20 protein-coding genes and 2 tRNA genes are annotated in these 22732 nt (G+C 64.8%); 1 reads left to right on the plus strand and 21 read right to left on the minus strand.

The window, feature by feature from the left end; all coding sequences use genetic code 11:
- Positions 1-10: 10 nt before the first annotated feature.
- The 14 genes from radA to IPP90_17480 all read right to left on the minus strand — a co-directional run bounded on the left by radA (position 11) and on the right by IPP90_17480 (position 12731).
- Complete coding sequence (gene radA, locus IPP90_17415) at positions 11-1411, minus strand: DNA repair protein RadA (protein ID MBL0172454.1); 1401 nt, start codon at positions 1409-1411, stop codon at positions 11-13.
- Entirely contained in the window at positions 1411-2886 is a 1476-nt protein-coding gene (gene dnaB / locus IPP90_17420) for a replicative DNA helicase (GenBank protein MBL0172455.1), read from the minus strand. The genes radA and dnaB overlap by 1 nt, the downstream gene beginning before the upstream one ends.
- Positions 2887-2895: 9 nt before the next feature.
- On the minus strand, positions 2896-3774 hold the full coding sequence (locus IPP90_17425; GenBank protein MBL0172456.1) for a uracil-DNA glycosylase: 879 nt from the start codon (positions 3772-3774) through the stop codon (positions 2896-2898).
- A gap of 181 nt (positions 3775-3955) precedes the next feature.
- Entirely contained in the window at positions 3956-5161 is a 1206-nt protein-coding gene (gene coaBC, locus IPP90_17430; GenBank protein ID MBL0172457.1) for a bifunctional phosphopantothenoylcysteine decarboxylase/phosphopantothenate--cysteine ligase CoaBC, read from the minus strand.
- A 77-nt stretch (positions 5162-5238) separates the two neighbouring features.
- Entirely contained in the window at positions 5239-5445 is a 207-nt protein-coding gene (locus tag IPP90_17435; GenBank protein ID MBL0172458.1) for a DNA-directed RNA polymerase subunit omega, read from the minus strand.
- A gap of 3 nt (positions 5446-5448) precedes the next feature.
- The gene (gene gmk, locus IPP90_17440) at positions 5449-6096 is read right to left on the minus strand and encodes a guanylate kinase (protein ID MBL0172459.1); all 648 of its coding nucleotides are present in this window, start codon (positions 6094-6096) and stop codon (positions 5449-5451) included.
- Positions 6093-6968 (minus strand): YicC family protein, encoded by an 876-nt coding sequence (locus IPP90_17445; GenBank protein ID MBL0172460.1) that lies wholly within the window; start codon positions 6966-6968, stop codon positions 6093-6095. The genes gmk and IPP90_17445 overlap by 4 nt, the downstream gene beginning before the upstream one ends.
- A 79-nt stretch (positions 6969-7047) precedes the next feature.
- Entirely contained in the window at positions 7048-8928 is a 1881-nt protein-coding gene (locus IPP90_17450) for a TonB-dependent receptor plug domain-containing protein (GenBank protein MBL0172461.1), read from the minus strand.
- Positions 8929-8948: 20 nt separating this feature from the next.
- Positions 8949-10427 (minus strand): leucyl aminopeptidase, encoded by a 1479-nt coding sequence (locus IPP90_17455; GenBank protein MBL0172462.1) that lies wholly within the window; start codon positions 10425-10427, stop codon positions 8949-8951.
- 139 nt (positions 10428-10566) lie between these two features.
- Positions 10567-10638 (minus strand) — tRNA-Asn (locus IPP90_17460).
- Between the two features lie 84 nt (positions 10639-10722).
- A tRNA-Leu gene (locus tag IPP90_17465) sits at positions 10723-10806 on the minus strand.
- 101 nt (positions 10807-10907) lie between these two features.
- Positions 10908-11522: a hypothetical protein gene (locus IPP90_17470; GenBank protein MBL0172463.1), complete on the minus strand. Its 615-nt coding sequence runs from the start codon at positions 11520-11522 to the stop codon at positions 10908-10910.
- Positions 11519-12184, minus strand: coding sequence for a zf-HC2 domain-containing protein (locus IPP90_17475; GenBank protein MBL0172464.1), 666 nt, complete (start codon positions 12182-12184; stop codon positions 11519-11521). The genes IPP90_17470 and IPP90_17475 overlap by 4 nt, the downstream gene beginning before the upstream one ends.
- Positions 12177-12731 (minus strand): RNA polymerase sigma factor, encoded by a 555-nt coding sequence (locus IPP90_17480; protein MBL0172465.1) that lies wholly within the window; start codon positions 12729-12731, stop codon positions 12177-12179. Before IPP90_17480 ends, IPP90_17475 begins: the two co-directional genes overlap by 8 nt.
- 160 nt (positions 12732-12891) lie before the next feature.
- Here IPP90_17480 and IPP90_17485 point away from each other — a divergent pair, with 160 nt between their 5' ends.
- Positions 12892-13590, plus strand: coding sequence for a glycerophosphodiester phosphodiesterase (locus IPP90_17485; GenBank protein ID MBL0172466.1), 699 nt, complete (start codon positions 12892-12894; stop codon positions 13588-13590).
- Positions 13591-13599: 9 nt separating this feature from the next.
- Here IPP90_17485 and IPP90_17490 read toward each other — a convergent pair whose 3' ends face one another.
- The 7 genes from IPP90_17490 to IPP90_17520 form a co-directional block, all read right to left on the minus strand.
- The gene (locus IPP90_17490; GenBank protein MBL0172467.1) at positions 13600-13956 is read right to left on the minus strand and encodes a hypothetical protein; all 357 of its coding nucleotides are present in this window, start codon (positions 13954-13956) and stop codon (positions 13600-13602) included.
- Positions 13957-14116: 160 nt separating this feature from the next.
- Complete coding sequence (gene rpmA / locus IPP90_17495) at positions 14117-14398, minus strand: 50S ribosomal protein L27 (protein MBL0172468.1); 282 nt, start codon at positions 14396-14398, stop codon at positions 14117-14119.
- Positions 14399-14446: 48 nt separating this feature from the next.
- Positions 14447-14764 carry a 50S ribosomal protein L21 gene (gene rplU, locus IPP90_17500; protein ID MBL0172469.1) on the minus strand — a complete coding sequence of 106 codons (318 nt, stop codon included), beginning with the start codon at positions 14762-14764 and terminating at the stop codon, positions 14447-14449.
- A 160-nt stretch (positions 14765-14924) separates the two neighbouring features.
- On the minus strand, positions 14925-16487 hold the full coding sequence (locus IPP90_17505; GenBank protein MBL0172470.1) for an Rne/Rng family ribonuclease: 1563 nt from the start codon (positions 16485-16487) through the stop codon (positions 14925-14927).
- A gap of 446 nt (positions 16488-16933) precedes the next feature.
- Positions 16934-18166, minus strand: a complete 1233-nt coding sequence (locus IPP90_17510; protein ID MBL0172471.1) for an acyl-CoA dehydrogenase — start codon at positions 18164-18166, stop codon at positions 16934-16936.
- A gap of 8 nt (positions 18167-18174) precedes the next feature.
- A complete protein-coding gene (locus IPP90_17515; GenBank protein ID MBL0172472.1) occupies positions 18175-19968 on the minus strand; it encodes a RecQ family ATP-dependent DNA helicase in 1794 nt (597 codons plus the stop codon).
- A gap of 165 nt (positions 19969-20133) precedes the next feature.
- On the minus strand, positions 20134-22647 hold the full coding sequence (locus tag IPP90_17520; protein ID MBL0172473.1) for a U32 family peptidase: 2514 nt from the start codon (positions 22645-22647) through the stop codon (positions 20134-20136).
- Between the last annotated feature and the right edge of the window lie 85 nt (positions 22648-22732).

Raw genomic sequence — 22732 nt, forward strand, 5'->3', positions numbered from 1 at the left:
TGAGAGGCCCTCACGAGGCGGCGCCGGCACCGACGGTTCGCTGGAGCACATCGCGTAACGTGCGCACGCCGACAACCTCCATGTCTTTGGGCACCCGACGCGGTACCGCGCGATCGGACAGAAACGCTTGCGTCATGCCGAGTTTCGAGGCCTCGGAGAGTCGACGTTCGGCCTGCGACACCGGACGTACTTCGCCGCCAAGGCCAAGTTCACCAAGAAAGACGGCCCGCGCCGGCAGCGGTCGGTCCACCACGCTTGACGCCAACGCCGCTACCACGGCCAGGTCCACTGCCGGTTCCTGCACGCGCATCCCCCCGACCACGTTGCAGAACACGTCGAGTTGGGCGCACGAGAATCCGCCGCGCTTGTCGAGCACCGCCAGCAGCAATGCCAGTCTCCGCGAGTCGATGCCGCTGGCCACTCGCTGCGGCGTGCCGAATCCCGCACGCACCGCCAGCGCCTGCACTTCCACGAGCACGGGACGGGTGCCCTCCATGAGGGCACAGACGGCGCTGCCGCTGGCGACATCGGAGCGATCGCCCACGAATAGCGCCGACGGGTTTTCCACCGGCACCAGTCCAGTCGGCAGCATGCGGAAGACGCCGATCTCATCAACGGAGCCAAAGCGGTTCTTCGTGGCGCGAAGCACGCGATGATCCAGCGTGCCGTCACCCTCGAAGTACAGCACCGTATCGACGATGTGCTCGAGCGTCTTGGGCCCGGCAATACCGCCACCCTTCGTGACATGACCGATCACGAACACGGTCGTGCCGGTTTCCTTGGCGAACCGCATCAGCCGTGCGGCGCACTCTCGCACCTGCCCGACATTGCCCGGCGCGCCTTCCAGCAACTCGGTGTGGACGGTCTGGATGGAATCAATCACCAATGCGTCGATGCGCTGTCCATCGTCCCGCGCCTGCGATGCAGTGGCGAGGATGGTTTCGAGCGACGTCTCGGTGAGCAACGACACGGAGCCCGCTGCTTCGGTCAGACGGTCGGCCCGCAGCTTCACCTGCAGCGCCGACTCTTCCCCGGAGACGTACAGCGTGGCGTGCTTCCCGGTTTCGAGGCGCGCCGCAACCTGCAGCAACAGCGTGCTCTTGCCGATGCCCGGCTCGCCACCGACCAGCACCATACTGCCCGGCACGATACCGCCGCCGAGGACAAAGTCGAACTCATTGAGCCCGGTGCGCCACCGATGGGTCTCCGCCCCCGTGACCGAACGCAACTGGACGGTCGCTCCCGCGAGACCGCCTGCGACGCGCGCCGCGGTGCGCTTGCTGACCGTGGTCGCCGCGACCGGCTCTTCGGCCAAGGTGTTCCAGGCCGCGCAACTTTCACATCGCCCGGCCCATTTCGGAAATTCCGCGCCGCACTCTGTGCAGCGGTACACCGTGCGCGCCTTCGCCATCAGAAGGGCGCGTAGTCATCGGGACCTTTCACCAGCTTCGGCCCCATCCCGGCATCGGTGGGCGCCTGTCGACTCGAGAAGTTGTCGAAGCGCGTGTATTGCTTGTGAAAGAACAGCCGCGCACTGCCGATGGGTCCGTTGCGCTGCTTGCCGATGATGATCTCGGCCTTGCCTTCCAGCGTCGGATCCTTGAGACGCCCAGTTTCATCACGCTCGGCGTACACTTCCTGTCGAAAGATGAACATGATGACATCGGCGTCCTGCTCAATGGCGCCCGACTCACGCAAGTCGGAAAGTTGCGGCCGGCCCTTATCATCGCCAGTGCGTTGTTCCGGCGCGCGCGAGAGCTGCGACAACGCGATGACCGGCACGCCGAGTTCCTTCGCCAGTCCCTTGAGGCCGCGCGAGATCTGCGACACCTCCTGCTGACGGTTCTCGGAATTGGACGGTCCGCTCATGAGTTGCAGGTAGTCGACCATGATGAGGCCGATATCGTGTTCCGCCTTGAGACGTCGCGCCTTGGCGCGCATTTCCAAGAGACCGATACCCGGCGTGTCATCGATGAAGATTGGCGCATGACTGAGAATACCCGCAGCTTGCGCCAAGCGCGGCATCGATTCATCGAGCGCCCTACCACCTTTCCGCAACGCCTGCGCGTCGATGAGCGCTTCACTGGCGAGCATACGCTGCACCAGCGATTCCTTGCTCATTTCCAGCGAAAAAAACGCGACACCGGTCTTGGCCGTGATTGCGGCGTGCTGCGCGATATTCAACGTGAACGCGGTCTTGCCCATTGACGGACGGGCCGCCACAATCACCAGGTCGGCCGGCTGGAAGCCCGAGGTCAGATTGTCGAGGTCATAAAATCCACTGGGCACCCCGGTAATGGCGGATTCGCGCTGGGCCAGGAGTTCCAGCTTCTCCATGGCGGGCCAGAGCAGTTCCTTGATGCGCGAGAAGCCGGTGCGTTCCTTCGACTGACCCAGCGAAAAGATGCGCGCTTCGGCGGAATCGAGCAGGTCGGACGCGGTGGTGCGCCCTTCAAAGGCTTCACTGACGACTTCCGTCGACACTTCAATCAGCCGACGCAACAGCGCCTTTTCCTTGACGATGCGCGCGTGATACTCGACGTTCGCCACGGTGGGCACCGCGTCCAGCAGGAATGCCAGATACTCGCGTCCACCCGCGTGCGCCAACTCGCCGCGCCGTTCGAGTTCGTCGGCCAACGTCAGCGGGTCGATGACCCCGCCGCGTTCGGTGATGGCATACATCGCCCGAAAGAGCCGACGATGTCCTTCCTGATAGAACATCGTGTCATCCACATGCTCGATGGCGCGCATGACCGCGTCCGCATCGAGCAACATGGCGCCCAGCACGGCCTGTTCAGCTTCCTGCGACCAAGGCGCGAGACGCTCCTTGTACGGATTGCGCACTGCGGGGACGGCCGACGGTCCGGGAATGGCGAGACTGGTCATGGGCGGAGTCTACTGGTCGCCAACGCGGCGGTCAGCAGCGCGCGAGGCATCAAGAATTGAACGGGCGAGCTTCACATCGTCCCACGTGGGCCGTTTCCAGGCATCGTTGCGCAACAGCGCTGCCGGATGATATGTCGCGATCACGGGAATGCCACGATACTGGTGCACGTGTCCGCGCAACTGTCCAAGTGACGTCGAGGTGCCGAGAAGTGTCTGCGCCGCGAATCGTCCGAGGGCCAGGATGACCCGTGGCCGGATAAGCTCCACCTGTCGCTGGAGAAACGGCCGGCAGGCCGTGACCTCCTCCGGCAGCGGGTCACGATTCGCCGGCGGACGATGCTTCAGGACGTTGCAGATGTACACGCTGTCCCGGGAGAGTTGAATCGCCGCGAGGATCTTGGTGAGGAGTTGCCCCGCTTCACCCACGAACGGTCGGCCTTGCTCATCTTCCGTCGCTCCGGGCGCTTCACCCACGCACAGCAATTCAGCGTGCGGGTTGCCTTCACCCGGCACCGGATTGCGCGCGGTCGTGTGCAACGCACAGCGCGTACACAGGCGGATCAGTTCCGCGATGGCCTCCAGGTTGTCCACGCTCACCGAGGCGTGAGCAGTCAATCCCGCGACTGGGGCGATCTCCGGCTCGACGGACATCCCGGCCGGGATTCCCAGCGTCATGAGCCACGGCGGCAGCACGGCGGCGCGGGGGGCCGCCGGCTGCGCCGGCGCGCTTCCAGGCGCGATGCCGGGCGATCCGACGCCTGTCGAGTCGGCGTTCCGCAACGTCTGTCGCCAGTCGCTGCTCGCGGCGGTCTCGTCGAATCGCGTCTCCGGAACTGACGGCGGAACGACCAATGGGGGAGTCGGCGCGGCGAGCGGCGCAGCGTGCATGGCGGGTGTGGCACTCGATGGCGGTACCATGGCGGATACGGGACCGCGCACCCCGCGGGGCGGTTTCGCCGTGGTGCGCGCGCCCAGCATGGCCATCACGTCGTCGACCGCCAGACTGTCGAGCACGAGTTCCGATTCGCCGAGCTCGCGACGTTGTTCAAGATACAGGCGCAGGCGTTCTCTAGCGTCCATGCAGCAGGACCTCGACGCGGTCAAGAATGGCGTCGGCGACTTCGCGCTTGCTCTGCAACGGCAGGACCTCGTCGCGATCATCCGGGCCGACAAGGGTGACGCGATTGGTGTCCACCCCAAAGCCGGCGCCGGGTTCGGTCGCATCGTTGATCACCACCAGATCCATCGCCTTGTCGCGTCGCTTGCGGCGACCCTCGTTGACCGCATTCCCGGTTTCGAGCGCGAAACCGACAATGACGCAGTGTGGCGGCCGCACGTCTCGCGTGGTCAGCAGGATGTCCGGCGTGGGGGTTAACGCGATGGCGCCTGGTGCTTGCGCCTTCTTGATCTTCGCTTCGGCTGGCGCCGCCGCCGAGAAATCAGCCGGCGCAGCCGACATGACAAACACATCGGCGATGGGCAACGCCTCGGCGACTGCTTCGCGCATGTCGTGTGTGGTGGCAACGGAAATCAGGTGCGCGCCTTCCGGTGACGCCACCTCAAGCGGTCCCGCAATCAACGTGACTGCGGCACCACGTCGCCAGGCAGCCGCCGCGATTTCGACACCCATGCGTCCACTCGACCGATTGGAGAGGAAACGCACCGGGTCAACGGGCTCACGCGTCGGACCGGCCGTCACCAGCACACGTCGTCCGCGCAACGCCGACGCCGGTTCCAGCAGTCGGCCAATGTGCGCGAGGATGGCCTCAGGCTCCGGCATACGTCCAGGACCGCTGCCCTCACCGACGGCCAGGGCGCCCGTGTCGGGTTCGAGCACATGATACCCGAGCGCGCGCGCCGAGGTGACATTGTGCCGCACCTGCGGGTGCGCCCACATGCGATCGTTCATCGCCGGTGCCAGTAACACGGGGGCGGTTGTCGCCAACAGACACGCCGAGAGCAGGTCGTCTGCGTGACCGCCAACCGCTCGCGCCAGAAAATCGGCCGTTGTCGGCGCCACGATCACGACCTTGGCGGCGCGGGCAAGCTTGATATGATCAAGCGCGTGTCCAGAGGCAATCAGTGCCGAATGGACCGGGCGACCGGTGAGCGCTTCGAACGTGACGTCTCCAATGAACTCGCGCGCGGAACGCGTCAGCACCACGTCGACCTCGGCGCCGGCTTGCGTGAGCAAGCGGGCCAGCCACGCCGATTTGTACGACGCGATCCCGCCGGTCACTCCAAGCAGAACGCGCTGACGATCGAAGGGACGCACGCGACGGGGGGAGAAGGACGGCGCCGCGCCGCGACATGGGTCGCGGCGCGGCGCGGAGACTGCAGGTGGTGGGTGGCTCAGCCGGGCTTGCGGCGCGGCATCACCCGATACTCGATCTCACCCGCTGACAACTCTTCGAGCGCCCGAGTAGTGAGCTTCTTTTCGTGCAGCGACCGATCGCGTGGAAATTCGTTGAGCACGCGCGCGAACTTCGCGGCGATCAGGACACTGAGGTACTTGTTCGTTGCGTGCTTCGCTACTTCTGCTGGCGTGAATACCTGCATGCGTCAGTCGCCCTTGGTAAAGTCGTTGATTTCCAGTTCCAGCTGTGCGATGAGCGCTTCGACCTGTGCCTCGACTTCATGCACACGATCATGTCGCAACCCTTCCGCATCGATGATGGCACTCACCTGATCAACCGCGCGCGTGAGATCGTCGTTCACCACCACATAGTGATACCGACCGACCTCGCCCAACTCGGCGCGCGCATTGCGCAGGCGCACTAACAACCGCTCCCGACTCTCGCTCTTCCGACCGGCCAGTCGGGTCTTGAGGACCTCGCCAGACGGTGGCAAAACAAACACCATCACGGTGTCAGGAAAAGCGGCATGAAACTGCCGCGCCCCCTGAACATCGATATCCATGAGCACGTGTCGACCTGCCTGAAGTACCCGCGTCACTTCCGCCCGCAACGTCCCGTACAACGACCCGTGCACTTCGGCCCACTCAGCGAACTCGCCCGCCGCCCGCGCGGCAAGAAACTGCTCAGGGCTCATAAACTGATAGTCGCGTCCGTCCACCTCACTTTCGCGGGGTGGGCGCGTGGTACAACTGACAGAATAACCCACATCGGTCCGGCGCTCCAGCAAGCGGCGCGCAATGGTGGTCTTTCCACCCCCGGACGGTGCGGACAGAATGACCGGAAATGGACTCACTCGAGGTTCTCCACCTGCTCGCGAATCCGTTCCAGTTCCTCTTTGACCGTCACGACCTCGTGAAGGATAATCGAATCGGCACCCTTGCTTCCGGTGGTATTCGCCTCGCGCAGCATCTCCTGCAAAAGGAACCCAAGGCGCTTGCCGATGGCCTCACCGGCCCCATCGGCAAGCGCGGTCCGGAATGCCGTGATATGCGAGCGGAAGCGATCCATTTCCTCGCTGACATCGAGCCGGTCGGCCAAAATGGCGATTTCCTGGGCGAGTCGCCCTTCATCGATGGCCAGACCCTCTGTCAGCTCACGAACGGCCGCGCGCAGGCGGTCACGCTGCGCCACGAGTCGCTCGGGTGCTCGCGCCGCGATTCGGGTCAGAGAGGCCGCCAGCACATCGAGGCGCTCGGCAAGGATGGCTGCGAGCCGATGTCCTTCTTCGGCCCGTGCTCGGCCGAGTTCCTCGAGTGCCTTCTCGACGATGACCACGAGCTCCGCGGCGGTTCCTGATTCCTCATCATCCTTGGGCGACGCGATCACGTCGGGCATTCGCAAAACGGTCGCGAGGTCGACCCCGCCATCGAGTGCGAAGCGCTGTTGGATGGCGCGCAGATTGGCCACCACCTCGGCCAAACGGCTTTCGTCGATCGCCGCCGCGGCGGCCGCAGTGCGCTCCGCACGGGCGGTCAGTGTCACGTGTCCGCGACTGACCCGAGCGCGCATGGCTTCGCGCACGTCCGCCTCCCAGCGCGCAAACGGGCCAGGCAACTTGATGCTGGGTGAGAAGAACCGATGATTCACCGTGCGGACCTCCACGCTGACGCGTGCGGACCCCACTATGCCCTCGGCCTGCCCGAAGCCGGTCATGGATCGTATCATGCCGGCGGCAATGAAACGCCTCGTGGCGGCGTCGTCAATCGCCGGTCGGCCTTCCATCCCACTTGCCGGGCGCAGCCGGTCAATTCCAGAACTCCCATCGCACTCCGTACATCTGCACCATGGGCGGCATGGTTATCCCCGGAATCTGTTCGTAGGCGCGACCGGTGATGTTCTGGTATCGATAAAAGATGGTGGCGCTCTGAATGCGAATTTCCAGTAACCCGGTTACGACCTGCGAGTTGGTGGCGACGCGCGGCGTCAACCCCGACCCGGACGCAAAGTAGAACGGTACCGAACCGCGCAGTTCGTGAATGACGCGGGTATTGATCGTGAACTGGCCCTTGGGAAAGTGACCCAGCCAGTTGCTGACCAGCGCGAGTTCGGTGCGCACCGATGTTCGGGGGCGCGAATATTGCGCCTGCTGCCAGTGCACCGCTTGTACGTCGATGGACAGAGCTTTGTAGAGCGCACCACGTCCGGATGCCACGAATCCATTGGCGGCGACGGATGGTACGTTCGATGTCGGTGCACCCAGCAATACCGGGGAGTCGTATCGGGTCGCTCCGTCGCGCAGGATGCCGCCGCCAAGCCAGAGACCGCGCAGGCGCACCGCGCCTTCGAGTCTCGTGGACGTCAGTGCCGTCCGTGCGGTGTCGTGATCGGGTGTACGGCGCGATTGCGAGGCCACCACAGTCAACCAGGGCACCGGTTGCGCCCGCACGGTCAGGTCGACTTGCGTCAGTGAATCAAGCGGACGCTGCTCGCCATATACCGCCACCGCGTAGCGCTCGGTGCCGGCCCCGGCCCGCAGTGCCGGCGCATGGTATGACGTGCCGGACACTGGACGCACGCGATCGACGGCAGACACGTGCCATAGACGACTGCGATAGCCGACCGCGAGAATCTGCTGCGTCCGTGCCTCGGTGGTGTCACGACTGGCGGACGAGTCCACCGTGGTTCCGGTCGCCGCTATCCCCTCCAGGCGAGTCCGCAACGCACCCACAATGGCGTGTGTCCACAATCCGCGCGCGGAGTCGCCGTACGCGAAACGGGCAAAGCCTTCTCGGCGGGTACCCTTGTAGGCTGGCAGGTTCGTGAAGCCTTCACGCGCCGACTGCGGGTCGCGGTTTCGCGACGTGGCAGAACCTTGTGCGTCGATCGTGAACCGGCCTCGAGCCCATCCGGCGCGAAGGTCCAGCAGTTTGCCATCGCCGTCTCCGGCGCCCTGTGCCGTTCCCGTGGTGGTGAACGCCGATACGCGTCCGGACTGCGTGGCCATCTGCTGACCGATGAACTGCAGTGAAAATCCATTCGAAAAGCGACGCGCGAACAACCCGCGAAATCCATTGGTGTTCAGATCACCCGTGAAGATATCGACGCGTGTAGAAGCGGTGGTTCGCTGAACGGTCCAACCACGAAGCCATACGCGCACTTCGCCGGCGACGCGTTCGACGATCATCTCGTCGAGGTTCCAGATGGGAATGTCCGAGAGATCGAGGACGCGGCCATTGCGCGCCTCGATGGCGTCGCGTTCGACCCCGTCAAAGAACACACGGATGCGCCGGAAATCCCCATTGAATGCGACGGCGTGAATGCCCGCCATCCAACGCGTCCGATACGAGGTGACACCCGGCACGTTGTCGAGAAGATCCGCCAGGTTGGTTGCCCCCGACATGAGGATCTGCTGTCGCGAGAAACGCAACCGATTGCTGAGTTCGACGTTGTCCGGAACTTCGAAGTGCGCCAACGGCGCCTTGATGGTGTCCGCGGCCTTGATACGGGCGATGCTGTCAACCCGCGCCTGGGCCAGTCGATTGCGCTCGGCGCGCACGCTATCCTGTGCCGCGCGAACCGCCAGGCTGTCGCGTGCCGTTCGCTTGGTACTGTCCGGCACGACTTGCGCGCCAAGCGAACGGACGGCAACGCCGACCATGAGGACGCCGATCGCCCGCGCGAGCACGAGACGTCCCCGACGTGCGCTCAACGGGCGCGGGCGCGCACGAATTCGACGAACGTCCCGACGGGCGTTCCCGTCGGGCCTTTCGGCAACCAGCCGAGATCGGTCTGCGAATAGGCCGTTCCGGCGACATCGAGATGCACCCACGGATATCCGTCCACGAATTCCTTGAGAAACAGGGCGGCCGTGATCGATCCACCCGCCCGACCACCCGTCTGGCGGACATCGGCGACGTCCGATTTGATCTGCTCTTTGTAGTCGTCCCACAGCGGCATCGGCCAGCCCGGTTCGCCGGCGCGTTCGCCTGCAGCCAATACCTCGTCCACGATATTGCGTTCCGCACCGAAGACTCCCACCGCGCTGTGTCCGAGCCCGATGACGATCGCGCCGGTGAGGGTGGCGGCATCGATAGCGACGGCCGGGTTGAACCGTTTGGCAAACACCAGCAGATCCGCCAGCACCATACGCCCCTCGGCATCGGTGTTGACGACCTCGATCGTCTTGCCGTTCGAGGCCCGCACCACATCACCCGGTTTGTACGCCGTGCCGGACAGCATGTTCGTCGTGGAGCCAACGATGCCTACGACATTGATCGGCAGCTTCATCCGTCCGATCGTCTCCATGGCGCCCATCACGCCGCCAGCACCGGACATGTCGAACTTCATCCACTCCATCTCGGGAGCGGGCTTGATCGAGATACCACCGGTATCGAAGCAAATCCCCTTGCCAATCAGCACCACCGGCTGCTGATCCGACGCGCCGCCGCGGTATTCGAGCGCCACCAGTCGCGGTTCTTCCGGGGTCGCCTGGGCAACCGCGAGAAACGCGCCCATGCGTTCTTGCGCCAATTCCGCCCGGCCGAGAACGGTAAGGGTCATGTTGTGGCGAGCGGCAATCTCGCGACCAACCTCGACAAACGTGTCCGGCACGCAGTAGTTGGCCGGCATTTGACCGAGCCGTTTCGCAATCGCCTGACCTTCACCAAGGGCAACTCCCGCGTCGAAAGCGGCGCGCGCGCCGGGGGTGTCGGGTGCCATGATGGTTGCCGCCGCCAGCGGCGAGCGCCGCTCCGCGTCGGGAGGTGGTGTGCGGAGATCCGCATACTCCCAGGCGCCCGCCGCCGCGCCAATCGTCAGTCCTTCAATGGCCTCGTCGGTCGCATCGGCGGCATAGACATGCATCGCACCCGTGCCGAGCTTCATGGCCTGTCGCGCGCCAATGGCGGCGGCGCGTCGCGCGGATGTTCGCGTCAACGGCGGCGCGCCACGCCCAACCAACAGCGCGCGCAATATGCCCCGATCGCCACCGATCACCAGTAGCGTTTCGTCGCGTCCACCGCGGAAGTCCCTGCGCGCGATCGAACGCGAGATCGATCCCCCGAGCGCGACATCGACGGCGTCGAGTTCGGCGTTCAACACCGGTGGTTGCGGCAGCACGATGACCAGCAGCGGCGTCTCCACGGCTGCGGGTGTGTTCTGTGCGATGTGGAGTGTCAGTGGCATAGGTGCGACCAGGGCGAAAGTGACAACAACGTCGGGCGTCCAGACGCGCAAGCTAGAAGGCACACGCCAACGACGGCAAGCGAGTGCCGGAACGACAAAGCGCCTGTCCCACCGATGTGGAACAGGCGCCTGTCAGCAACTGGGGCGGGAGGAGTCGAACCTCCAACCACTCGATTAACAGTCGAGCGCTCTGCCATTGAGCTACACCCCATCGCGCACGAGCGTGCGGTACCGCCACGACACGGCGATCAAGGTATCGCCACCTCTCGCATTCCGAAAAGGGGTCGAATCAAAGTGCCCAAGCCGGGGGTCGAACCCGGATACCCTTGCGAGTGGGGGATTTTGAGTCCCCTGCGTCTGCCAGTTCCGCCACCTGGGCACGCGCGCGACTGCAACGGCAACCGCGGCACGTCTGACAAGTGTAGTCGGCACCGCAGCGGATTTCCACCGCCTTGCACGACGAGTTCGCCGGACCGATCGTCAGCCGGGGGGGCGCTGCAAGCGTCGCACCCCAGGACGCACAAGCGCCGCCCCAGAGGAATCGGGGTCCAGCCGACGGCGTTGCAGCTCCTGCATGCTCCGTCGCAACTCGTCCTGCAGACCGATATACCGCGCGCGTTGCGTGGCCGACAAGAACTTGGCCAGATCGCGCTGCTCGCGCTCCTGCAGTTCGATGCGCCGCCGCTCGAGTCGCGTCATGTCGTCGAGGAGTTCGGCGACGCGCTTCTCGTTGGCACGATCACCAGCCAACAACTCCTGTCGCATCGCGAAACGGGTGCTCATCTCGTCCGTGCGCAACGCGCGCCGATCGTCCTCGATGCGTGAGGCTACTTCCCGCATCCTGGCGAATTGCTCGTCAGTCAGGGCCAGTCGCTGCCGGACGACCTGATCGATTCGCGCCTGGAGTCGGCGCTCCACCTGCTGTCGCTGCTCGTCGGACAGTCGCGGATCGTTCCCCCGCATACCCGCGCGCGGCATCCCGCCCCGCGGCCGATCGACTGGCGGAGGCCCACCCTGCGCGCTGATGGAGTTGAACGCCGTTCCCGCCACGAGCACAGCCACGGCCAGCGTCCGTCGCATCCTGTGCATGGTCATTCCGCCCCTCCCCGGGATGCCGGCAGGATGGGGGTCGTGGTGACCCCTTCGGTCGATGTCGCGCCATCCCACTTGTCGAGTCGATCGAGGACCCGCTGCAGCTCCTCGTCCGAGTAGTTACTCAGACCACCGAACGACACCGCGGTCGCGATCGAATCGGTCCCGTTCGCGACCATTCCGGGCACTTTCGGACTTGCGGGCGTATCGACACGCTCGACCGCATTGGCGAACCGCATGCTGTCCGCCCGACCACCGCCGACCATGGTCACGCCTCCCGCGCGCACCAGCATGATTGACCAGCCACCGGCGATGATGACACCAATGGCCGCGGCCATCCGCCATACGCCGCGCGCCCGCCATGTGGCTGCCCGCGAGGACGGCGTGGCGGCCACTCGGTGGGCATCAAGCGAAATCACGGAGCCATCGTTGGTACCGACTGTCCGCGCGTTCACACGCGGCAGCTGCGCGACGATCCTGGCCACGTCCACCGGTGCCACAAGGGGCCGAATCGCGCGAGCGATGCGCAGCAGCGCGAGTTCCGCCGCGCATTCGCTGCAGGCATCGACGTGCGCCTGCACGCGCAAGGTCTCCACCGGCGACAGGGCGTCGGCGGCGAGATCCGGTAGCAGGTCACGAATTTCCGCGTTTCCGCAGTCAGTCATCGAGAAACTCCTTCACCGCACGCATCGCGTTGTGATAGTGCACCCGCGCCGCTCCTTCGGAGGTATCCAGCACTTCCGCAATCTCCTTGTAGCTGCGCCCTTCCTGCACCCGCAGCGTGAAGACGTCACGCTGCATCCGTGTAAGTCCGGCGATGGCCGTGGCCATTCGTCGGGATGTTTCATCCGCCACCAGCGCATCCAGTGCATCGTAGCCACTCGCCGCGTGTTCGTCCTCCACCTCGACATCCTTGCTGCGACGCGCCGACGCCCGCCGCCGGTCGATCACCAACCGGCGCTCGATCGTAAACAGCCAAGTTCGCAATGAGCTGTCCGACCGAAACGACTCCAAGGCGCCGAACGCGCGAATGAACGTGTCCTGTACGAGTTCGTCAGCCTCCTCACGCATCCCCAACCGAATGGCAAATCGGGCCAAGGCCGACGCGTGCCGTTCCACGATGCTCGTGGCGGCCCGCTCATCCCCTGCCTTCCATCGCTCGATGAGCGCGCGGTCGAGCGCCGCATCGTCTTCCCGTTCGGCCTCGATCATACGCGTCGGTAGATTGGACGACGCGGCCGGGCCCGCGTTAAGGTCCTTCCCCAGACCGGAGTCCGTTGACGGCAGGGCGCTTCCGAATGGACCTTGGTCCACCATACGGGGGACGGTCGGTGCCTTGTAACCCTCAAACGCCTCTCCAAGTGAGTATCAGGTGACCGGCATCCCGAAGATCATCGCCCACCGCGGCGCGCCGCGCGAGGCCCTTGAGAATACCCTGTTGGCCTTTCGGATTGCGCTGGATCAGGAAGCCGACGGCATCGAACTGGACGTCCACGCCACCAAGGATGGTGTGGTGGTGGTCCACCACGACCCGGCCGTTCGGGTCCTTGATGACGGAGTTTCGAGGGTCGTCCCGATCTGCGAACTGACGGCCGCTGAAGCGATCGGCCTGCCGCTGGCGGGTGGCGCCACGATGCCCACGCTCGACGAGACGCTGGCCTTCATTGGGGCTCGCGCCGTGGTGTACATCGAAGTGAAATCGGCGGGAATCGAAGGCCCCTTGATCGACTGCCTCGACCGACATCAGGGGAGCCGGTTGGCGATACACGCCTTCGATCACCGAATCCCCGTCGCGGTCCGCGCCAAACGCCCGGACCTGCCAATCGGCCTATTGAGCACCAGCTATCCACTCAGTCTCGCCGGATTCCTGGGAGGAGCCCGTCCGACATCCCTGTGGCAGCAAGCACACCTGATTGACGCGGCGCTTGTCACCGAGGCTCACGAACTGGGAACGCGCGTGGTGGCCTGGACCGTGAATGACGTGGTCCACGCCCGAGCGTTGATTGCCATGGGCGTGGACGCACTATGTACCGATACCCCTGGCCTGCTCCGCACCGCGCTGGGGGCCTGAGGCGGGGGCCTAGGCGCCCGGCGGCGTGGATTCGGGTGGCGTGGCCGTTGGGTTCGGCGTGGTTTCGCTTGCGGCCGGTTCGTCCACACCTGCCTTTGCCCGAGCCTCGGCGAGTTCGGTTTCGAGTCTTCGTGCGTCTGCCTCACGCGATCGCAAGGCGCCGGCAAGTCGCTCTCGGGCATCCGCATCGAGGTCCGCACTGCTCTCCCAAGCCCGGAAGACCGCATAGCCGAGCGCCTCAGCGGCCTTGTCTGCCTGTTCGCGGGCCCGATACGCATCGATGCGCAGCTTGCCTTCGTCGAAGACGTCTTGTGCGGCTTTTCCCGCCTTGTCGATGCCTTCTTTGACCTTATCCCAGATCGCCATGGTACCGCTCCTACGACAGAGTAGTGGGTCGTGAGTCCTGCAGAGCCAGTCTGCCCTGCCCCTTACGTGTTCCGGCGTGGTGGAGTTCCGGATTGCGTTCAACCAACGAAAAAGGCCCCCGCCGAAGCGTGGGCCTATTTCGATTGTCGTCCACTCACGCTCAGGCCTGCACCAACTCCTCGACGTACTCGACGGGGAGGACGCTCACCTTGAAGCGGCGCTTGTTCTTGTGCTGGAATTGCACCACACCATCCACAAGCGAGTAGATCGTGTAATCCGTGCCCATCCCGACGTTGCTGCCCGGATGCCACTTGGTACCGCACTGACGGAGAATGATGTTTCCCGCCGTCACGAACTCTCCGCCGTACTTTTTGATACCGCGGTACTTCGGGTTCGAGTCGCGGCCGTTGCGTGAGGAGCCGACGCCTTTCTTATGTGCCATTGCTAAAACTCCAGGAGGGAAGCACGCGAGGTCGCGCGCCGCCGGCGCTCAGCCGAGGGTGATGTCCTTGATGCGGACTTCCGTGAACTTCTGCCGATGGCCCTGCTTGCGGGCGTAATTCTTCCGGCGCTTGAACTTGAAAACGATGACCTTGTCGTCGAGGCCGTGCTTGACGATCTCGCCAGTCACTTTGGCGCCGGACAGCGTCGGGATTCCCGTACGCACGGTCGAGCCATCTGAGCCGAGGAGGACCTCGTTGAACTCGACAGCCGTCCCAGCGTCACCCAGCAGGGAAGGAATACGAAGAGACTTGCCCGGCTCAGCCCGAAACTGCTTGCCGCCAGTGCGGATAATCGCGTAGCTCATGGTACCGTCGAGTGTAAGGCGTGTGAAACGTAGCCTATAAGGCTATCCCGCTTGGGGTTAGGAGTCAAGCGGAGAAAGACGGGAGACGGGAGACAGGAGACGGGAGACTCGCAGCCGGCTGGACGTCTCCTGTCTCCAGTCTCCCGTCTCCATTCTCCCCTTACGCCAGCGCGTACTGCTGAGTCACGTCCCGCTGCGCGCCCTTCATCACCAGCTTGATCTCGTCGGGTTTGAGCAACGGATCGTCCCGTAACTCGATGGCAAAGCCGGCCAGCTTCTCAAGCCGCTTCACGAAGTCGTGCTCCTGCTCGAGCACATGGAGCGCCACCTCCGGGTGAAACCGCAGGGTTACCGGTTCCTTGCGCCCCTCGGCCGCCATCCGTCGCACGGCCCGTTCCGTTCGCCGGACAATGGCCTCCGGTGTAAAGACACGGCCGGTCCCGGTGCAGGTGGGGCACGCCTCGGTCATGCTCTGCCAATGACTCTGGCGGACCCGTTGGCGCGTCATTTCGATCAGGCCGAGGTCACTGACCGCAAAGGCCCGCGTTCTGGCCCGGTCACGGCCCAGATGTCCCCGGAGCTCATGCAGCACACGGTCGCGATTCGACTGGGTCTCCATGTCGATGAAGTCGCAGACGATAATGCCGCCGACATCGCGCAACCGGAGTTGGCGCGCAATTTCCCGTGCCGCCTCGGTGTTGGTTTTGAGAATGGTCTTTTCGGGATCGCGCTTGCCGGTATACCGCCCCGAATTGACGTCGATCGACACGAGCGCTTCCGTAGGCTCGATGATCAGGTATCCGCCACTGGGCAGTTCGCAGCGCCGCTTGAAGATGTCCCGCAACTCGACTTCGATGCCCGCCTTGTCGAACAGTGGCACCGTGTCTTCGTACAGCTTGACGCGCTCCACGAGTTCCGGTGCGATGCCCGTGAGGTACTCGGTGATCTCGTTGAACACCTGCTTCGAATCGACGGTCACGCCTTCCACCTTTGCGCTGAACAGATCGCGCACGAGGCCGCGGGTGACATTGGTCTCACGATGCACCAGGGCCGGCGCACGCGTGAACTGCGTCTTCCGCTTGATGCGCGTCCAGTTGTTGATCAGCGTCTCGAGTTCGCGCTTGAACGTGTCCTGCGTCGAGTCTTCGGACACCGTGCGCACAATCACGCCGCCGACGTCGTCGGGCAGGATCTCCTGCACCATCTGGCGAAGGCGCTGCCGCTCGCTGCGTTCGTCGATCTTGCGGCTGACGCCGACCTTCGACGCAAACGGCATGTATACCAGGAATCGCCCGGCGAGCGACACCTGCGCCGTCACGCGCGGCCCTTTGGTACTGATGGGCTCTTTGGTGATCTGGACGAGGATGTCCTGCCCGCGCTTTAGCAGGTCCTGAATGGGACGGACCTCGCGACGGCCGCGACGGCCACCACCGCCGCCGCCGCTGTCCTCGCTGGCCTCCTCCTCCTCGTCGTCTTCCGAGACGTCTGCCGCATCGTCGACGACGACGTCGGCGGCGTGCAGAAAGGCGGACTTTTCCGTACCGATGTTGACGAAGGCGGCCTGAATACCCGGCAGCACGGCCTCGACCTTTCCCAGATACACGTCGCCGACCATGCGGCGCGCGTCAGGGCGATCGACGAGCAGTTCCACCAACAGGCCGTCCTCGATGATTGCGACTCGCGTCTCACGCGGGGTCGCATTCACCAGGATTTCACGCTTCATAATTGATGTCCGCGTACTGAGCGGCGGCGACTCCGCTTGACCCAGCTGGCGACGCACACGGTGATCCCACAGAACAGCCCGGCCATTCACCTCGGCAAGCGGCACGGACCACGTCACGGGCTCCCCCACCCTGCGCGCCTGATCGTTCATGCCACACGCGCCCGGTGCGGTGCTCACCCTGCGGGCGGTGCAGTGCGAATCTCGCAGAGCACTCGGCAAGCAGATGGCACACGTCTCGGGGGAAACGCGGCAGCATGCGATCAATGCACGTCGGCGTGACGCGCGGTGGGGCGATCGGCGGGCGTCGGACGTCGATACGCTGACCTCGTCCGGCCCCCGTCAGATACGCAAACGGCCCGCGAGTCGCGCGGGCCGCCGGCGCCTTATGCGACGGCTACGAAACAACGGCACTCCAAGCATCGGCAAAACCGGGCAACGCCCGAAGGTTACCCGGCGGTGGTCACTCCAGCAATCCCTTTGAGGAGATGTCGGCCAATGACGAGGCGCTGAATCTCGCTCGTCCCTTCGCCGATTTCGCAGATCTTGGCGTCACGCATGAACCGTTCGACCGGATAATCCTTGGTGTAGCCGTAGCCGCCGTGAATCTGGATCGCCTTGATGGTGGCCCGCATGGCCATCTCCGAGCAGAACAACTTGGCCATCGCCGCCTCCTTGCCGAACGGGTGGCCGTTCTGTGACAGCCAGGCGGCGTGGTACATCAAATGACGGCCGGCCTCGATCTCGGTGGCCATATCCGAGAGCTGGAATTGCACGCCCTGGAACGTCGCAATGGCGGCGCCGAACTGCTTGCGGACCGAGGCGTACTTGAGCGCCTCGTCAAACGCCCCTTGGGCGATCCCCAGCGAGAGGGCGGCAATGCCGATACGGCCCGCGTCCAGCGTCCGCATGAAGTTGACGAAACCCAGCCCCTCGGTTCCCAACAGATTTTCCGCCGGCACCTCCACATTGTCAAACAACAACTCGCGCGTATCCGACGCCCGCCACCCCAGCTTGTCTTCCTTCTTGCCCGACGTGAATCCGGCCATGCTCGGCAGCGTGTCGTCATGGCCCACGCCAAGGCTGCGACAGGTATCGAGATCGCACGTGTCCTTGGTGAGGATGAACGACGAAATACCCTTCGTGCCCTTCGACGGGTCCGTCACCGCGGTTACGACGAAGATTTCGCCGACGCCGGCGTGCGTGATGAATCGCTTGGATCCATTCAACACATAGTGCCCGTTCCTCTTGACCGCCGTGGTGCGCGTGCCGCCCGCATCGCTGCCCGCGCTTTCCTCGGTCAACCCGAATCCGCCCAGCACCGAGCCGCTGGCCAGCAGCGGCACGTATCGCTCGATTTGCGCTTTCGTGCCGAAGTTGACGATGGGCGACGTGCCCAGTGTGGTATGCGCACTGATGGTCAATGAGTGCGAGGCGTCGACCTTGCCCAGCTCCTCGAGAGCGATCATGAAACTGAGGGTGTCGAATCCGGCGCCGCCCATGTCTTCCGGCCACGGTACACCCATCAGTCCCAGTTCACCCATCCGCTTCACATTCGCCCATGGGAATGTCGAGTCGGCATCGTGCTGCGCGGCGACAGGGGCCACGTGGTCGCGGGCAAATGTCCGCACCATATCGCGCACGGCTTCATGCTGTTCAGAAAAATACAGTCGGTCGTCCATGGGGTTCTTTAGGTCCGTCGAGGGCGAGACAGCGTATTCACCGGGCGCGCCAGCGCGCGCTCAGGCAAACCGGCTGTGGTGCCAAGGCATCGATCGCACGCATCGCAATGATCACGCGCATCAGGGTCTCCGAAATAGCGCAGAACGAACGCGCGACGGCAAGCGCGCGTTTGAGAATAACGTTCCATGGCGTCCAAGCGTGCCAGGTCGGTCTGGCGTCGCCGTTCGACTGCGCGCCAGTCCACCGGCAGCCGGTCGGCGTCCATCGCCCGTTCATCCAGACGAAGGCTGGCGCCGGTCCGCGTCCACATCAGGAACTGTTCCGCTTCGAGTCGCTCCAGAACCGGGACGAGTGTCGCTGGCCCGCCGAAACCTGGTGGCAGGCCGTCCAGATCGACGGACGCCCCGGACTCCAGCCGCTTGCCCACCGCGCGCCACAGCGTCCGCAATAGCTCGCGATCAAAGTATCGGTCGCCTCCGAGCTCTGTGACGATGCGAATCGGCGTGGCCAGCAGACGCACCCAGACCCGGCCGGTGGTCGATGGTTCGAGGGTCAGTGCGCCGACGGCGGCCAGCACGCGCAGCGCGGCACCGACGGTCCGGTCACCGACCTTGGGCGGCAGTCGGTCGACCAGCTCGTCCGCTGACAGCGAGACCCTTCGCTCCCGATCGGCCGCAGCGCGCAGGACGCGCCACACGTGCTCTATGAGCGGGCGCGTCGGATTGGCATTGGCAATGAAGTACTCATGCGTGAACCGATCGGGATAGCCGTGCAAGAGCACGCAACGGCTGGCGAGACCGTCACGACCCGCGCGCCCGGCTTCCTGGTAATACGACTCCAGCGATCCGGGCATGGCATGATGCACGACCAGTCGCACGTCCGGCTTGTCGATCCCCATCCCGAACGCGCTGGTCGCGACGATGACGCGGGTGCGTTCCCTCATGAAGGCGTCCTGCGCGCACTGTCTGACGGCGTCGTCAAGGCCCGCGTGATAGGCCACGGCCTTGATGCGCGCGCGGACCAGCATGGCGGTCACGCGCTCGACGGCCTTGCGGGTCGGCGCGTACACGATGGCCGGCCCCGACGCATCGCGCAGCCACCGGACTGCCGACTGGTCCTTGTCCTGCTGCGTGCGCGTCGCGGCAACAGAATACGCGAGGTTCGTGCGATCGAATCCACCGACGACCAGGCTGGGCTCGCACAGCGCGAGCTGCGAAACGATATCCTCCCGGACATGCGGCGTGGCGGTGGCCGTGAGCGCCACGGTCTGTGGCGATCCCAGTCGTTCACGAATACGGCCGAGACGCCGGTAGCTTGGCCGGAAGTCGTGTCCCCATTCGCTGATGCAGTGCGCTTCATCGATCGCCAGCAAGGACACGCCGATCTCGACGAGCGTGAGCAGCGTCCGCTCCGCCTCCATGCGCTCGGGTGCCAGATACAGCAACTTCAGTGTGCCGTCGCGGGCGCGTGCCATGCGGTTGGCCACTTCCACGGACGTGAGGGTGCTGTTGATGAACGTCGCCGCGACTCCGCGACGATCGAGCGCGTCCACCTGATCTTTCATCAGTGAGATCAAAGGCGACACCACGACGGTCAGTCCTTCCCGCACGAGCGCGGGCACCTGATAGCACAGCGACTTTCCGCCGCCCGTTGGCAGCACAATCAGTGCGTCACGTCCCGACAACACGGACTGGACAGCGCGAATCTGCGGCGGACGAAAATCCGGATACCCGAACTGCGCGCGCAGAACGGCGCGCGCCGCGTCGAGCGTGCCCAACGCAGGTGGCAAGTGTCGAGGCACTTTGGTCGAGGTCCTCGGGAAGGAGGCGGGGCGAGGGCAGGCGATGGGTCGCGTGTTGCCCGATCGGTCGCGTCAGCATAGCCCCTTCGGGTCGACCAACCACCATCGTTCTGCCGCCGCCCTCATCCCTTGCGTGCCTACCCGCATCGGGCCACAGTCGCCGTGTTACACCGCTCGCGCAAAGTGTCCGCGCGTGAATGCACCGTCCAGCAGTCGGCGCGTCACGCCAAGGTCGGGCGTCCGGTCGTGCTGCAGCGCATCGAGTGCCGCGCGATAACCGCTCACAATCGCTGCGACCGGATCTCCCGGCACGTTGAATACCAGATGGTACCCTCGAATCCCGTGGTGCCACAGCGCCGGCAAATACTCGGACGCATCGATCGGCCGCGAATGCAGCAGTCGATTCCGACACGCGGAATCAGTCGCCACGGCAAACGTGTATCCTGCGGGGTCCGTGAGCGCGACATTCGTGTGCTTCTGCACACACAGATCTCGACAGGTGGTGGGCTTTCGATCGAACGCGGCAGAGAGGACGCAGTGTTCGATGGTCATCCCTTCCGGGCGGCCGTACACCAGCACGTCAAAGCCGGCGCCCTGCCAGGGCGCGACGAGCTGCCCCACTTCATCCGTCGTCAATTCAACGGAAGTGACCAGGCGACGGGCCCCCAATTCGAAGAGCAACGCCGCCGTATGCTGATTGAAGACGTTGATGGCGTAGTCGCCGATCACATCGCGACCGGCGCCGCCGAACTCGGCGACGAGGCCAAGGTGGCCACACAGCAACGGCAGGTCGAGTGCCATCCACTTGTCGAGGCGCCGGCGTTCTTCCGGGCGCACGATACTCGGTGTCCGCAACCGCAGTCCGATGCCTTGGCTGGCGAGTTCGTCCCGCAACGCCGACACCCGTGCCAGCGGCGGTGAAGGATGTCGAAGAAATGGATCCAGCACGATGTCGGTCGCACCGCCCGCCGCTGCCGCGCGCGCATCAGCCAGGTCGAAGACCACGGCGCGCACGCGGGCGTGGTCCTCAGCAGCACCGGTGGGGCGCGTCAATGCCGGCACCGACGTCCGTTGCACGACATCGGCGATGCGCGCATCGCGCACGGCGGCGTCGCTCGTGCGCGCCCAGCCCTTCTGCTCCATCAGTTGCTCGGTTGCCTCCTGGCGCAGGCGATTGAGCTCACTGACGGGGAGGAACAGTCCCTCACCCAACCCGGCCGCATCAAGCTGACCAAGCTTGAACGTCGTCTCGCCCAGCCGCCCCAGTTGCTCGCGTAGTTGCGTCACATCGAGGGCGCGTTTGCTGGCCGGGGCCAGAGGAACGGTTCCCCGCACCGTGACCTCAAGGTCGCCGGCACTCCACGAGATCTTGAGCGGTCCGCCGGCCTGACCGAACACCCGCACATCCACGCGCGTTACACCCACGCGTTCGGGAACTGGTACCGCAGCGTACGACGCCTGCGCAGTGCGAAGCAAGGTGGCGTCGCTGGAACGCACGACCCGCCACCCGAGCGGAACGTGCTGGCGCGGCGTCGCCATTCGGACGGAAATCACCTGCCGATGCATGCCATCATGCACTGACGCCGAGCGAACCACGCTGACCGTTCCGCCTACCGTCGCGCCCGCAGCGTCGTCGGGCCGCGCGAATCCCAATCCATCACCGATGGCAAGCGGCCGGGTGATTTCGACGACAAGATCACCACCTTCGCGCCCGACCACCGTTCCCAATTCGACACCCTTGTTGTCCGGCTGTGTCCGCGTGATGTAGTCGCGGCCTTCGCGACCTCCATACATGCCGCCGGTGTTGCCACGGCTGAAGATCTGCACCAGTGGTTCGATGGCCTCGGCAGTCGGTGCGATGCCGGTTTCGCCACGCGCCAACGCATCGAGCCAACCGCGATACGCCTTGGTCACGGTCGCGACGTACTCAGGCTTCTTCTTGCGTCCTTCCACCTTCAGGCACCCGACGCCCAGCTGCGCGATCGCCTCGAGGTGATCGTGGGCGGCCAGATCCTTGGCGGAAATCAGGTATCCCGAGTCGAGCGTGTCGCCGGTTGCCTCATCCGTCAGCGTGTAGTCCTTGCGGCAGGACTGCGCACATGACCCGCGGTTGGCGGATCGCTCCGAGATCATACCCGACATGAAGCACTGGCCGGAGTACGCGATGCACAGCGCGCCGTGGACGAATGTCTCAAGACCCAGTGCCGGCACCGCCTCGCGAATCTGGCGAATGTCCTCCAGGGTATTCTCCCGTGCGAGCACCACACGCTCAACGCCCAGTCGCTGCATGACACGCGCCCCGGAGCCATCATGCACGGTCATCTGGGTGCTCCCGTGAATCTCGAGTTGGGGATACACCGCCTGGATCAACCGCACGACGCCCAGATCCTGCACAATGGCCGCGTCAATGCCGCGATCCACGCACTCCCCGAGGTAGGCCAGCGCCTCGTGCAGCTCGGACGGCTTGATGAGCACATTGAACGTGAGGTACACCCGCGCGCCACGGGCATGCGCGATGGCGCACGCCTGCGCCAACTCGTCCAGCGTCAGTTGCGCGCCTTCGTCGCGGGCGTTGTACATCGACGCGCCGAGGTATACCGCGTTGGCGCCGTTCGCGACGGCCGCGCGAACGGCGTCAAGGGTTCCGGCGGGGGCGAGCAACTCTGGGATCGGAAGCATGAGGAAAGCTAAGCGCCTTCAGACGGGAGACGGCAGAATGGAGATGGGAGACGCGTGATGGCCGATCGATCTGGATTAGCTGCCC

The organism is Gemmatimonadaceae bacterium (assembly GCA_016720905.1).
Taxonomy (GTDB): Bacteria; Gemmatimonadota; Gemmatimonadetes; order Gemmatimonadales; family Gemmatimonadaceae; genus Gemmatimonas.